The 12895-nt window shown below is 76.2% G+C and carries 11 protein-coding genes; 6 read left to right on the forward strand and 5 right to left on the reverse strand.

Annotated elements, in window-relative coordinates:
- Positions 1–182: 182 nt before the first annotated feature.
- Positions 183–839 carry a pentapeptide repeat-containing protein gene (locus tag ACFU74_RS31275; RefSeq protein WP_380762880.1) on the forward strand — a complete coding sequence of 219 codons (657 nt, stop codon included), beginning with the start codon at positions 183–185 and terminating at the stop codon, positions 837–839.
- An 11-nt stretch (positions 840–850) separates the two neighbouring features.
- Here the strand turns inward: ACFU74_RS31275 and ACFU74_RS31280 are convergent, their stop codons facing one another.
- Positions 851–1648 (reverse strand): phosphoribosyl-dephospho-CoA transferase MdcG domain-containing protein, encoded by a 798-nt coding sequence (locus ACFU74_RS31280; protein WP_380762883.1) that lies wholly within the window; start codon positions 1646–1648, stop codon positions 851–853.
- Positions 1649–1876: 228 nt separating this feature from the next.
- Here ACFU74_RS31280 and ACFU74_RS31285 point away from each other — a divergent pair, with 228 nt between their 5' ends.
- Positions 1877–2143: a hypothetical protein gene (locus ACFU74_RS31285; protein WP_380762886.1), complete on the forward strand. Its 267-nt coding sequence runs from the start codon at positions 1877–1879 to the stop codon at positions 2141–2143.
- A 28-nt stretch (positions 2144–2171) separates the two neighbouring features.
- Here ACFU74_RS31285 and ACFU74_RS31290 read toward each other — a convergent pair whose 3' ends face one another.
- A complete protein-coding gene (locus ACFU74_RS31290; RefSeq protein ID WP_380762888.1) occupies positions 2172–5510 on the reverse strand; it encodes a S41 family peptidase in 3339 nt (1112 codons plus the stop codon).
- Positions 5511–5647: 137 nt separating this feature from the next.
- Here ACFU74_RS31290 and ACFU74_RS31295 point away from each other — a divergent pair, with 137 nt between their 5' ends.
- Entirely contained in the window at positions 5648–7336 is a 1689-nt protein-coding gene (locus ACFU74_RS31295; RefSeq protein WP_380762890.1) for a chitinase, read from the forward strand.
- Between the two features lie 38 nt (positions 7337–7374).
- Here the strand turns inward: ACFU74_RS31295 and ACFU74_RS31300 are convergent, their stop codons facing one another.
- Positions 7375–7737, reverse strand: coding sequence for a MerR family transcriptional regulator (locus ACFU74_RS31300; RefSeq protein WP_380762892.1), 363 nt, complete (start codon positions 7735–7737; stop codon positions 7375–7377).
- Positions 7738–7802: 65 nt separating this feature from the next.
- On the opposite strand from ACFU74_RS31300, the gene ACFU74_RS31305 reads away from it, so the two are divergent.
- A complete protein-coding gene (locus tag ACFU74_RS31305) occupies positions 7803–9017 on the forward strand; it encodes an MFS transporter (RefSeq protein ID WP_380762895.1) in 1215 nt (404 codons plus the stop codon).
- Positions 9018–9021: 4 nt separating this feature from the next.
- Here ACFU74_RS31305 and ACFU74_RS31310 read toward each other — a convergent pair whose 3' ends face one another.
- The gene (locus ACFU74_RS31310) at positions 9022–9714 is read right to left on the reverse strand and encodes a response regulator (RefSeq protein ID WP_380762905.1); all 693 of its coding nucleotides are present in this window, start codon (positions 9712–9714) and stop codon (positions 9022–9024) included.
- Positions 9715–9719: 5 nt separating this feature from the next.
- Positions 9720–10889 (reverse strand): sensor histidine kinase, encoded by a 1170-nt coding sequence (locus ACFU74_RS31315; RefSeq protein WP_380762897.1) that lies wholly within the window; start codon positions 10887–10889, stop codon positions 9720–9722.
- A 214-nt stretch (positions 10890–11103) separates the two neighbouring features.
- On the opposite strand from ACFU74_RS31315, the gene ACFU74_RS31320 reads away from it, so the two are divergent.
- Entirely contained in the window at positions 11104–11799 is a 696-nt protein-coding gene (locus tag ACFU74_RS31320) for a DUF2306 domain-containing protein (RefSeq protein ID WP_380762900.1), read from the forward strand.
- A 70-nt stretch (positions 11800–11869) separates the two neighbouring features.
- A complete protein-coding gene (gene hemC, locus ACFU74_RS31325) occupies positions 11870–12805 on the forward strand; it encodes a hydroxymethylbilane synthase (protein ID WP_380762902.1) in 936 nt (311 codons plus the stop codon).
- Positions 12806–12895: the final 90 nt, after the last annotated feature.

The following is a 12895-nucleotide window of genomic DNA, read 5'->3' on the forward strand; positions in this document are numbered from 1 at the left end:
CGCCGGAACCCCGGCGACCGGGCCGCCCGCGTGCGTTCCCGCCCTACGCGGCGTACCCGAGCAGGGCCGGCGGTGCGCGCCCCACCGTGTCACCGCCGCGCCCGCTCGCGCCGGACTGTCGGTGCCCCGTGCGAGCATGCGGACCAGGACCCGTCCGCCGCCGACCGCGAGGTGCGCCCGCCATGCCCCAGCACGTCCCCGACCGCCTGGAAGACCTGCCCTACGCCGGCCACCTGACCCCGCACACCGGGCCGCTGCGCAGCGACGGGCGCTACGACACCGTCCACTTCGACGGCGGCGAGTACACCGACCAGTCGGGGGCCGGCGCGACCTTCCTGGAGTGCGCCCTCACCGGCGTCGCGCTCAGCGGCGTCAAGCTCCGCCAGGCCCGGTTCAACGAGGTCTGGGTGCAGGCCGGCCGCTGGGTGGCCTGCGACCTCGCCGACGGCGAGTGGCAGGACAGCGCCGTCGTCGGCGGCGTACTGGCCGGCATCTCCGCCCACGGATCGGCGCTGCGCCGGGTGGTGTTCCGCGGCTGCAAGCTGGAGGCGGTCAACCTGCGCGCCGCCGTGCTGCGCGACGTCGTCTTCGAGGACTGCCTGCTGCGCGACGTCGACTTCGGTGACGCGCGGCTCACCGACGTCACCTTCCCCGGCTCCACCCTGGAGGAGGTCCGGCTGCGTGGCGCCGCGCTGAGCAAGGTCGACCTGCGCGGCGCCGTCGGCCTCGGCCTGCCCGACGGCCACCAGGGCCTGCGCGGAGCCCTCATCAGCTCCACCCAACTCCTCGAACTGGCACCCCAGTTCGCCCAGGCCCTGGGGATCACCGTGAAGGACTGAGCGGCGCGGGCTCACAGCCCCCGGGGGAACCACGGATCGTGGACCTCCCGGGGCCCGTACGGCGTGAGCAGGGTCAGCGACAGCGGCGAGGCCGCGTACTCGGCCAGCAGCACCGCGCCGTGCCGGGTCTCCAGTTCGGCCTGGACCGGCACCCGCAGCCGGCTCAGCGCCCGCCGCAGTTGCAGCGCGTCGCGCCGGCTCACCGGCTGCGGCGCGCGCAGCACCAGCCGCAGCGGGCTCAGCGGGCCGGACACCGGTTCGCCGGTGGCCAGTTCGTAGCCGATCGCGCCGATCGGCCCCCAGGCCAGCCGGTGGTCGGTGATCAGCTGCCCGGCGAGCGGCAGCACCGTCAGCGCGGGGATCGCCGCGACCCGCTCGGGCGACAGCAGGGAGAGCCGTCCCGGCAGCTGTTCGGGGCGCAGCGCGCGGGCCACCGCCGCCCGGGGCGCCAGCGCGTCCAGCCGCTGCCCGCGCTGGGGGCCGCGCACCGTCACCGGCAGCCAGGTCTCCGGCGCGGCCGGCACGTCCCGGGTGCAGCGCACGGGGTGCGGGGTGTCCACGGGCGTGCCCGCCACGGTCGGCGCCCGTCCGACGGTCACCCAGGGGTGGGCGCGCAGCACCCGCCGCGCCCATTCCGGCAGCGGGCCGCCGCCGAGGGGGCGCAGCGAGCTGGGGCACTGCATCAGCAGCAGGTCGTGGACGCCGGGCAGCCGTCCGTCGAGCGCGGCCAGTGGTCCGACCAGCCGGCGAGGTCCGCCGTGCAGCTCCTCACTCGGACGGGGGACGCGGGGGCGGGCGGCGACGGTCACGGCGGGCTCCAGGGGTGGGATCGGGACCGGCTGACGGCTTCCACCCTCCTCCCGCCCCACCGGGAGGGCTACGGCCTTTCGGCGCCCGCGACCCGGGACCAACGGCTCAACCCGGCCCCGGCGCACCGGCCCGGACAGCGGGTGCGGGCAGCGGGTGCGGGCCGGGCGCGGCGGTGTGAGAGTGGGGGCAGTCCGGAATTCGCCCGCAGGAGGAGTCGAGGAGGAGTCATGGGCATCTTCGACAGGTTCCGCCACAGGACTCAGCACACCGCCGAGGAGACCAGGTCCACGCTCGGCGGGGGCGCCGAGCAGGACACCACCGCGATGACCGACGCCGCCCAGCGCGCCGCCCTGGCCCACGACGAGGCCGTGGACGCGTTCAGCGCCGAGACGGAGAAGGCCCGCGAGGTCCAGGAGTCGTCCGCGGCCCGCGAGCGGGAGGCCGAGGAGCGCGCCCGCCAGGACATGACCTCCGAGGGCGACCCCTGGGGCTGACCGGCCCGCACCCCGGCCTTCGGCCTTCTCACCGGTCCCGCGGCGGCAGCGCCGGCCGCCGCAGGTCCGGCCGCGGCGTGTCCGCCGGCGGCGGGACGGCGGCCGGCACGTCGTCCAGCAGCTCCAGCGCCAGCCGTACCGCGGTGACCAGCTCCGGGTACCGCCCGGCGGCCCAGTCCCGGGGCGCGCGGATCACGTGCACGTCCGGCTCGACGCCCCGGTTCTCCACCGACCAGCCGAGCCCGCCGGTGAACCAGGAGGCGTTCTTCGGCACCGAGATCTGCGTCCCGTCGCCGAGGGTGTGCCGCCCGGTCATGCCGACCACCCCGCCCCAGGTCCGGGTGCCGACCACCGGGCCGAGCCCGAGCAGCCGGATGGCGGCGATGATGACGTCGCCGTCCGAGCTGGTGGCCTCGTCGGCGAGCGCCACCACCGGCCCGCGCGGCGCGTCGCGGGGCCACCGCACGGGCTCCCGGCCGCGGCTGAAGTCCCAGGCCAGGACGCGCCGGGTGAGCTTCTCCAGGACCAGTTCGGAGACGTTGCCGCCGGCGTTGCCGCGCACGTCCAGGACCAGCGCGGGCTTGTCCAGCTCCCGCCGCACGTCCCGGTTGAACTGCGCCCAGCCGGAGCCGCCGAGGTCGGGGATGTGCAGGTAGCCGCACCGGCTGTCGCTGAACTCCCGGACCAGGGAGCGCCGTTTGGCCACCCAGTCCTGGTAGCGGATGGCCCGTTCGTCGGTGAGCGGGGTGACCGTGATCCGGCGCACGGCGCCGTCCGGGCCGCCCCGGCGCAGGGTGAGCTCGACGCTCGTCCCGCCGGTGCCGGCGAGCAGCGGCAGCGGTCCGCGCACCGGGTCGACGGGCCGCCCGGCGACGGCGAGCAGTTCGTCGCCGCTCCGGACGCCGTGGGTGGCGAGCGGGGCGCGGGCGCGCGGGTCGGAGGACTCGCCGGGCAGGATCCGGTCGACCAGCCAGCGCCCGTCGGGGGAGCGGTGGGCGTTGGCGCCGAGCAGGCCGAGCGGCTGCTGGGCGAGTGCGGGCCCCTCGCCGCGCCGGGACGGGGTGACGTAGGCGTGCGAGGTGCCGAGTTCGCCGAGCAGTTCGCGCAGCAGGTCGGCGAAGTCGTCGGGGCCGGCGATCCGCTCCAGCAGCGGTTCGTACTGGGCGGCCAGGGCGGGCCAGTCCAGCCCGCACATGCCCGCGTCCCAGAACTGGTCGCGCACGATCCGGACGGCCTCCGCGAAGGCCTGGCGCCATTCGGCGGGCGGGTGCACGGTGTGGGTGATCCGCCGCAGGTCGACGGTGGTGCCGGCGGACGGGGCGGTGACCGGGACGATCCGCAGGGTGCCGGCCGTGTAGACGGCCACCGAGCCGCCGTCACCGGAGACCGCGTAGCCGTCGAGCCGGTCGGCGAGCGTCGAGCGGGAGCCGCGGGCGAGGTCGAAGTACTCCAGGGCGGGGCGGCCGGAGGTGTCGTCGGGGTTGGTGAAGGTCTGCCCGAGGACGCCGGAGATCGGCCAGCGCAGCCAGACCAGGCCACCGCGCACGGTGTCGGTGGCCGAGTACTTGCCGGCGAGCACCGGGAAGGGGACCAGCCGCTCGCCGATGCCCTCGGCGTCCACCTCGACGGTGCCGTCGCCCCCGCCGTCGCCGTGCGGGGCGCCGTCCTCGGCGGGGGCGGCGAACGGGGACGGGGTGCCGGTGGTCAGCGGGACGAGGTAGGGGCGGCAGCCGAGCGGGAAGGAGAGGTCGCCGGTGTGCACGTCGTGCACCGGGTCGAAGCCGCGCCAGGAGAGGAAGGCCAGGTAGCGGCCGTCCCGGGTGAAGACGGGCTGCTCGTCCTCGAACCGGCCGTCGGTGACGTCGACGACCGGCGCGGGCGCGTCGGCGCGGGTGAGCCGGATGCGGCGCAGCGAGCGGCCGGCGGCCGGCTGGGACCAGGCGAGCCAGTGCGAGTCGGGGGAGAAGCGGGCGCCGGTGACCGGTCCGTGGCCGGAGGCGGCGAGTTCGCGCACGGTGCCGTCGGCGGCGGTGACCAGCAGCAGCCGGCCGTCGGAGGTGGTGGCGGCGAGGCGGGCGCCGTCGGGGGCGGCGGTGAGTTCCAGGACGCGGCCGATCCGGCCGGCGGCGAGCACCCGGTGGCCGTGCTGCGAGGGGGCGTGCTCGTGGCCGGGCAGCGGCACGACCTCGACCGCGTCCTCGCCCTCGGCGTCGGTGATCCAGGCGGCCTCGCCGGTGCGGCCGAGCACGACGGGCAGCCGGGTGCGCACGCCGGGGGTGTCGGCGAGCGCCCGGGCCGGCCCGTCGCGGTGGGTGAGCCAGTACTGGCTGCCGCGGACGGTGACCACCCCGGCCCGCCCGGTGGCGTCGCAGGCGAGGTCCTTGACGTGCGAGGCGGCGTTCACCTGGTAGGGGCGCCGGCCGGCCCGGGCGCCGCCGAGCGGGACGTGCAGCCGGCGCGGGGCGGGCGCGTCCAGGCCGTCGAGCAGCCAGAGGTCGCCGGCGTGCTGGTAGACGATCCGGACGCCGTCGCCGGCGGCCTCGCGGGCGTAGTAGGAGGCGTGGTCGGTGTGCCGGCGCAGGTCGGTGCCGTCGGGGCGGCAGGAGTAGAGGTTGCCGACGCCCTCGTGGTCGCTGAGGAAGGCGATCCGGTCGCCGTCGGGGGCGGTGACCGGCATGGGTGAGGCGAGGTGGCCGGGCAGGCCGGCGAGGATCCGCTCGCCGTCCACCCAGAGCCGGCCGGCGGCGCCGCCCCGGTAGCGCTTCCAGGCGGCGGGCTCGTGCGGGGCGGCGCCGGTGAGCAGCACGGTGTGGGCCGGTCCGGCCTGGGCGTCGCCGACCGGGCCCCAGGGCATCCTGCGGGTGGGTCCGCCGTCGGGGGGCAGGGCGTGCGCCCAGGTGTAGTGGCCGAAGGGCTCGTGGTAGGAGGTGACGGCGAGCAGGTCGCCGTCCGGCAGCCAGCCGCGCAGCCGGGTGTCCTGGCTGCCCCAGTGGCTGAGCCGGACGGCCTCGCCGCCGTCCGCGGGCGCGGCCCAGATCTCGGGGGCGAGGCTCTGCCAGGAGGTCCAGGCGAGGGTGCGGCCGTCGGGGGACAGCCGGGGGTGGCTGACCCGGGTGCGGTCGCAGCTGACCCGCCAGGCCCGGCCGGTGGTGTCGGCTCCGGGTTCGAGCGGGGCGATCCAGACGTCGTCCTCGGCGGTGAACGCCAACAGGCCCCCGCGCAGGTGGGGGTAGCGGAGGTAGCCGGGCGACGTCACCCTTCCATGCTTCGACGGGGCGTCACGCGCGGCAACCGGAGCGGCCCCGTCGGCCGTCGTCGCCGGGGCCGGAAGCAGGGCCGGACCGGGGCCGGAACCGGTCTGGACCATTGACACCGTACGGCCGGATCCACTTCAGTGGTCTAGTCCAACTCTGATGCCCGGCCGCGCCGTTCCCCCACCACCGGTGCGCGCCCAGGCATGCCCGGACGCCCCCACGACCGCGCCCTCCGCAAGGAGTCCCCCACATGCGCAGAACCCCCGTCACCCCCTCCTCGGCCCCCCGCCGCCGCTCGCGCACCGCGCTGGCCGCCGGCACCGCCTCGGCCGTCGCCGCGGCCACCATGGTCGGCCTCACCCTGGGCCTGGCGCCCAGCGCCTCGGCCGGCGAGTTCCTGGTCAACGGCGGCTTCGAGAGCGGCTCCCTCGGCCCGTGGAGCTGCGCCGCCGGCGCCGGCAGCGTCGTCACCGGCCAGGCCCACGGCGGCAGCTACGCGCTCGCCGCGGCCGCCTCGGCGGGCGACACCGCCCGCTGCGCGCAGACCGTCACGGTCGCGCCCAACACCACCTACACGCTCAGCGCCTACCTCAAGGGCTCGTACGTCTACCTCGGCGTGGACGGCGGCACCTCGACCTGGACGCCCGGCACCGGCGGCGCCTACCAGAAGCTGAGCACCACCTTCACCACCGGCGCCACCCAGACCAGCGCCACCGTCTACACCCACGGCTGGTACGGCCAGGGCACCTACTACGCGGACGACGTCTCGCTGGACGGCCCCGGCGCGCCCAGCCCGACCATCACGCCCACCCCCACGGTCACGCCCACCGTGACGCCCACGGTCACCCCGACCGTGACGCCCACCGTGACGCCCACGGTCACCCCGACGGTGACCCCGACCGTCACGCCCACCACGCAGCCCGGCTCCAAGTCCCTGGTCGGCTACCTGCACGCCAGCTTCGCCAACGGCGCCGGCTACACCAAGATGGCCGACGTCCCCGACTCCTGGGACATCATCAACCTCTCCTTCGGCGAGCCGACCTCGGTCACCTCCGGCGACATCCGGTTCAACCGCTGCCCGGTCACCGAGTGCCCGACCGTCGAGTCCGACGCCGACTTCAAGGCCGCCATCGCCGCCAAGCGCGCCAAGGGCAAGAAGGTGCTGATCTCGATCGGCGGCCAGAACGGCCAGGTCCAGCTCAACACCACCGCCGCCCGGGACGCCTTCGTCAGCTCCGTCTCGGCGATCATCGACAAGTGGGGCCTGGACGGCCTGGACATCGACTTCGAGGGCCACTCGCTGTCGCTCCAGACCGGCGACACCGACTTCAAGAACCCGACCAGCCCGGTCATCGTCAACCTGATCTCCGCGATCAAGACGCTCAAGGCCAAGTACGGCCCGAACTTCGTGCTGACCATGGCGCCGGAGACCTTCTTCGTCCAGCTCGGCTACCAGTACTACGGTTCCGGCCCCTGGGGCGGCCAGGACCCGCGGGCCGGCGCCTACCTGCCGGTCATCCACGCGCTGCGCGACGACCTCACCGTGCTGCACGTCCAGGACTACAACTCCGGCTCCATCATGGGCCTGGACAACCAGTACCACTCGATGGGCGGCGCCGACTTCCACGTCGCGATGACCGACATGCTGCTCAAGGGCTTCCCGGTGGCGGGCAACACCAACAACGTCTTCCCGGCGCTGCCCGCCTCCAAGGTCGCCATCGGCATGCCGGCCACCACCAACGCGGGCAACGGCTACGTCTCCCCGACCGAGGTCAACAAGGCCCTGGACTGCCTCACCAAGCTGGCCAACTGCGGCAGCTACGTCCCGAAGTCGGGCGCCCAGCCCGGCCTGCGCGGCCTGATGACCTGGTCGATCAACTGGGACCAGTTCGGCGGCCGGGAGTTCTCGAAGAACTTCGACTCCTACTTCCGCCGCTGACGGCCCGACCGCTGGGTGACGGGACCCGAACCCGTCACTCAGCGGTCCACCCGGACCGCCGCCAGGTACTCCGCGATCGCGTCCCGGTTGCGGGTCAGGCAGGCGATCCGCGCGCTCATCCCCGCCAACTCCCGCTCCAGGGTGGCGATCATCTCCGGCTCGGCGTCCTCGAAGTGGATCGCCCTCGGCGCGTTGAGACAGGGCAGGATCTGCTTGATGATCCGGGTCGGCAGCCCGGAGTCGAGCAGCCCCCGGATCTGCATCACCCGGTCCACCGTCGCGTCGTCGTACGCGCGGTAGCCGTTCGCACAGCGCTCGGCCGCGATCAGCCCCTGCTCCTCGTAGTAGCGCAGCAGCCGCCGGGACGCCCCGGTCCGCTCGGACAGCTCGCCGATCCGCATGTGGCCCACCTCACAGCCGGTCGCGTTGACCCTCACACCGATGTGAGCGTTTGAGCATAGCGGCCATGCGGACCTCCACACGGACCCCGGTGCCCGGCCCCACCGGGGCGCCGGCCACCCTGCCCCTGCCGGCCCTCCTCGCCCTCGCCACCGCCGTCTTCGTCACCGCCCTCACCGAGACCCTGCCCGCCGGCGTCCTGCCCGCGATGAGCGCCGACCTCGGCGTCGGCGAGTCCGCCATGGGCCAGGCCGTCACCGTCTACGCCCTCGGCACCGCCGTCACCGCCGTCCCGCTCACCGCGGCCACCTCCGGCTGGGGCCGGCGGCGCCTGCTGCTCACCGCGATGCTCGGCTTCGCCGCCGCCAACACCGTCACCGCGCTCTCCACCGACTACCCGCTCACCATGGCCGCCCGGTTCGTCGCCGGGGTCGCCGCCGGCCTCGCCTGGGCCCTGCTCGCCGGGTACGCCCGCCGGCTCGCCCCGCCCGGCCTCCAGGGCCGGGCCATCGCGATCGCGATGGCGGGTGCACCGCTCGCCCTGTCGCTGGGCGTGCCCGCCGGGACCTTCCTCGGCGAGGTGCTCGGCTGGTGGGTGGCCTTCCTGCTGATGACCGCGGCCGCCCTCGGCGTGACCGGCTGGATCGCCGCCGCCGTCCCCGAGGTGTCCGGCCGGGCCCGCGGCGAACGGACCCCGGTGCTGCGCGCCCTCGCCGTCCCCGGAGTCACCCCGGTGCTCGCCGTCACCTTCGTCCTCGTCCTCGCCCACACCGTCCTCTACACCTACATCGCGCCCTTCCTCGACCGGCGCGGCCTGGGCGGCGCCACCGGTGCCGTGCTGCTGGCCTTCGGCGCGGCCTCGCTGGCGGGCATCTGGTTCACCGGCGCGCACATCCACCGCCGGCTGCGCGCGCTCACCCTCGCCTCGGTCCTGCTGGTCGCCGCCGCGGCCGCCGTGCTCGGCGCGGCGGCCGGCAGCACCGCCGCGGTGTACGCCGCCGCCGTGCTCTGGGGGCTCGGCTGGGGCGGCGTCCCGACCCTGCTGCAGACCGCCGCCGGGGACGCGGGCGGCGGGCAGGCGGACGCGGCGCAGGCGATGCTGGTCACCCTGTGGAACGCGGCGATGGCCGGCGGGGGCGTGGCCGGCGGCCTGCTGCTCGACCGGCTCGGCACCGGCTCCTTCCCGTGGGCCGTGCTGCTCCTGCTGCTGCCCGTCCTCGCCGTCGTCCTCGCCGCCCGCACCCACGGCTTCCCGGCCCGCCGCCCCGGCGCCGCCCGGTGACCGCTCAGTACCCGCCGAGCGGGTCCGGGGACGACATCAGCCCGCCGCGGTAGGAGATGGCCACCGCCTGGGCCCGGTCACGGGCGTCGATCTTCGCCAGGATCCGCTTCATGTGGGTCTTCACCGTCGACTCGGCGAGCACCAGCAGCGCGGCGATCTCCCGGTTCGAACGCCCCTCGGCCGCCAGCCGCAGGACCTCCCGCTCGCGCGCCGTCAACTGGGCGAACCGGCTGTCCCGCGGCTGCGGCGGGGGCCGCTCGCCGCCCCGGCCGACCACCTGGGCGACCAGGTCCCGGGTGACCGCCGGGTCCAGCACGGACTCGCCCGCGGCCAGGGTGTGCACCGCGTCGATCAGCCGCTCGGCCGAGGCCCGCTTCAGCAGGAAGCCGGCCGCCCCGGCCCGCAGCGCCCCCCACACGTAGTCGTCGTGGTGGAAGGTGGTCAGCATCAGCACCCGGGTGGGCAGCCCGGCGGCGGTGATCCGCCGGGTCGCCTCCACCCCGTCGACCCCCGGCATCCGGACGTCCATCAGCACCACGTCCGGCAGCAGTTCCCGGCAGCGGGCCACCGCCGCCAGCCCGTCCGCCGCCTGGCCGACCACCTCGATCCGGTCGTCGGTCTCCAGCACCAGGGAGACCCCGGCGCGCAGCAGCGCGTCGTCGTCGGCCACCACCACGCGCACCCGTCCGGCCCCCACGGCGTTCACGGGACCGGCAGCTCGGCGCGCAGCCGGAACCCGCCCGGCTCGCCCGGCCCGTGCTCCACCCGGCCGCCGAGGACCGAGACCCGCTCGGCCACGCCCAGCAGCCCGCGGCCGGGCGCGTACCCGGCGGGCACGCCGTGCCCGTCGTCGCACACCTCGACGGCGAGCCGGCCGGACGCGCACCGGACGGTGACCCCGACGGTCCGGGCGTCCGCGTGCTTGACGGTGTTGGTGAGCGCCTCCTGGACGATCCGGTACGCCGACACGTCCAGGCTGCGCGGCACCCGGCGGGCGGCCTGGTCGATCCGCAGCCGCACCCTCAGCCCGGCCCGGCCGAGCCGCTCGGCCAGCCGCTCCAGGTCGGCGATCCCGGGCTGCGGAGCGGCGCCGTCCGCGTCCCAGTCGCCGGCGCCGCGCCGCAGCAGGCCGAGCATCCGGTCGAGGTCGTCCAGCGCCTCCCGTCCGGTGTGCTCCATCCCGGACAGCAGCTCCCGGGTGCGCTCCGGCTCCCGGTCGAGCAGCCGGCGGGCCGCCCCGGCCTGGACCAGCACCACGTTCAGGGTGTGGCCCACCGAGTCGTGCAGCTCCCGGGCCAGCCGGGCCCGCTCCTCGGTGACCACCTCCCGGTGCAGCAGCAGCCGGGCGGCCTCGCGCTGCTCGCCGCGCCGGGCCGTCCCGTAGCCGACCGCCCAGCCCAGCAGCCACAGGAACAGCACCCCGGTCGGGATGACGGGGTAGGCCCGGCCGAGGTCGGCGAAGTACGCGGCCATCCCGAGCAGGGCGGCGAACGGCCCGATCCAGGCGCGACGCCGGGGCGCGTACAGGCCGAGCGAGTAGAGGCCGACCAGGTCGGCGTACGGGGAGACCGGGCTGGGGAGCACGAACAGCGACTCCACCGACAGCGCGGCCGCCCCGACCAGGTACCCGGCCAGCGGCCTGGTCCGGCGCACCGCCAGCGGAGCGGCCACCCCCGTGCTCAGGACGAGGGCGAGCGGCAGGCCGCCGTGCAGCCCGTGTGCCATGCCGATCCGTTCGGCGGCCATCACCAGCAGGAACGCCCCGGCCAGGGCCACGTCCCGCCGTTCGGCCGGGACCGCCCGGAGCACGGCGAGCGGCGACCAGGGCGGCGGGGCCGCCGGGATCACCCGGGTGTGCGGCGGAGAACTCATGGCGGCTCCGGGGTCGGGGGTGGCCGCCGCGCGGTGCCGCGGGCGCACGGGCCGTACGGTAGCGGCGGCCGTCCGGGCGGCGCATCGCCCTGGTGGGGTATTGCGGGGCCGCCCGGCCGGGGTCCCGGGCCGTCAGGCCACCCCCGCAGGGGCAGGCCGCGGCACCCCGCCGGGCGGACGCGGGCGGGCCCCCGCGCTCCGTAGCGTCCGCACCATGAACGCTCCCGACCCGGCGGCCGTGACCGCCCCGTCCGCCTCCGCCGCCTCCGCCCCGTCCGCGCCGCGCCCCGGCCGGGCCCGTCGGGCGGGCTGGTGGACGGTCACCGTGCTCGCCTTCCTCACCGCCCTGTTCACCGCCCGCTACCTGACCCTCGACCCGGAGGTCTTCCTCGACCAGCAGCGCGCCGTCTACCTGGCCCACCGCGTCCCGCTCGCCCTGCACGTCGGCGGCGGGGTGCTGGCGATCCTGCTCGGCCCCTGGCAGTTCCTGCCCCGGCTGCGCGCCCGTCGTCCGGGACTGCACCGGCTGACCGGCCGGCTCTACCTGCTCGCCGTGCTGGCCACCGGCACCGGCGGCCTGCTGCTGGCCCCCCACGGGCTGGTCGGCCCGATCGCGCCGATCGGCTTCACCCTGCTCGCCGTCCTGCTGCTGCTCTCCTCGGCGCTGGCCTGGCGCTCCGCCCTGCGCCGCGACCTCGTCCGCCACCGGGCCTGGGCCACCCGGTCGTACGCGCTGGTCCTCGCCGCCGCCACCCTGCGGATCTGGCTGCCGGTGATGGACCTCGCGGGCGTTCCGTTCGACCAGGCCTACGCGGCCGTGGGCTGGACCTGCTGGCTGATCAACCTGGTGGTGGCCGAGCACCTGATCGGCCGCTTCCCGCGCCCCGCCGCCGCGCCGCCGGCCGGGTGACCCGCCACCGGCCCGGGTGTCGTGACGGCCTGTGGTCCGCCCGAATGCCATGACGGCCTATCATCCAGCAATGACCAACGCAGAGTTGATCCGCATCGTCTCCCGCTCCTCGCCGATGGCCCTCGCCCAGGTCGAGCGGGTCAGGGCCGAGCTGGCCGCCCTGCATCCGGGGGTGCGCACCGAGGTGGTCCCGGTGACCACCTCCGGTGACCGCTGGATGGGCGACCTCGCCCGGCTCGGCGGCAAGGGCGCGTTCACCAAGGAGGTGGACGCCGCGCTGCTCGCCGGCGAGGCGGACCTCGCCGTCCACTGCCTCAAGGACGTGCCCGCCGACCGCCCGCTGCCGGCCGGCACCGTGTTCGCCGCCTACCTGCGCCGCGACGACATCCGCGACGCGCTCGTCCACCCCGGCGGCCTGACCCTGGGCGAGCTGCCGCCCGGCACCCGGATCGGCACCTCCTCGGTCCGCCGCCGGGCCCAGCTCGCCGCCTCCCACCCGCACCTGGAGTGCGTCCCGATGCGCGGCAACGCCAACCGCCGGCTGGAGAAGCTGGCGGAGGGGGAGGCGGACGCGCTGCTGCTCGCGCTGTCCGGGCTGGAGCGGATCGGCGAGGCCGGCCGGATCACCGAGGTGCTGTCGCCCGACGCGATGTGCCCGCCGATCGGCGCCGGGATCCTCGCCCTGCAGTGCCGCGCCGAGGACACCACCACCATCGACGCGGTCACCGGCCTCGGCGACCATCCGACCTGGCGCGAGGCGAGCGCCGAGCGGATGTTCCTGCACGTGCTCCAGGGCCACTGCAACTCGCCGATCGCCGGCTACGCCCGGGCCGAGGCGGACGGCCGGCTCTCGCTGCGCGGCCGGGTCTTCACCCCGGACGGCAAGCAAGTCCTGGACGCCCACGAGTGGGCCGGCGCACTGAGCCCGGAGGACCTCGGCACCGCGACCGCCCTCGCCCTCAAGCGGCAGGGCGCCTCCGAGCTGATCGCCGCCATCCCGCACTGACCGGCGACCCCCGGGGCGGGAAGGCCGGGGGAGGGCCGGGGGAGGGGCCGGCCGGAAACGCCGGAAGGCCCCTCGCTCTCACGAGGGGCC

The organism is Kitasatospora sp. NPDC057500, assembly GCF_042802195.1.
Classification (GTDB): Bacteria; Actinomycetota; Actinomycetes; order Streptomycetales; family Streptomycetaceae; genus Kitasatospora.

Excerpts from the sequence above, each read along its gene's own strand:
- ACFU74_RS31275 (WP_380762880.1), top strand. The coding sequence starts at position 183 with ATGCCCCAGCACGTCCCCGACCGCCTGGAAGACCTGCCCTACGCCGGC.
- ACFU74_RS31285 (WP_380762886.1), top strand. The coding sequence starts at position 1,877 with ATGGGCATCTTCGACAGGTTCCGCCACAGGACTCAGCACACCGCCGAG.
- ACFU74_RS31290 (WP_380762888.1), bottom strand. The coding sequence starts at position 5,510 with ATGGTCCAGACCGGTTCCGGCCCCGGTCCGGCCCTGCTTCCGGCCCCG.
- ACFU74_RS31295 (WP_380762890.1), top strand. The coding sequence starts at position 5,648 with ATGCGCAGAACCCCCGTCACCCCCTCCTCGGCCCCCCGCCGCCGCTCG.
- ACFU74_RS31300 (WP_380762892.1), bottom strand. The coding sequence starts at position 7,737 with ATGCGGATCGGCGAGCTGTCCGAGCGGACCGGGGCGTCCCGGCGGCTG.
- ACFU74_RS31305 (WP_380762895.1), top strand. The coding sequence starts at position 7,803 with ATGCGGACCTCCACACGGACCCCGGTGCCCGGCCCCACCGGGGCGCCG.
- ACFU74_RS31315 (WP_380762897.1), bottom strand. The coding sequence starts at position 10,889 with ATGAGTTCTCCGCCGCACACCCGGGTGATCCCGGCGGCCCCGCCGCCC.
- ACFU74_RS31320 (WP_380762900.1), top strand. The coding sequence starts at position 11,104 with ATGAACGCTCCCGACCCGGCGGCCGTGACCGCCCCGTCCGCCTCCGCC.
- hemC (WP_380762902.1), top strand. The coding sequence starts at position 11,870 with ATGACCAACGCAGAGTTGATCCGCATCGTCTCCCGCTCCTCGCCGATG.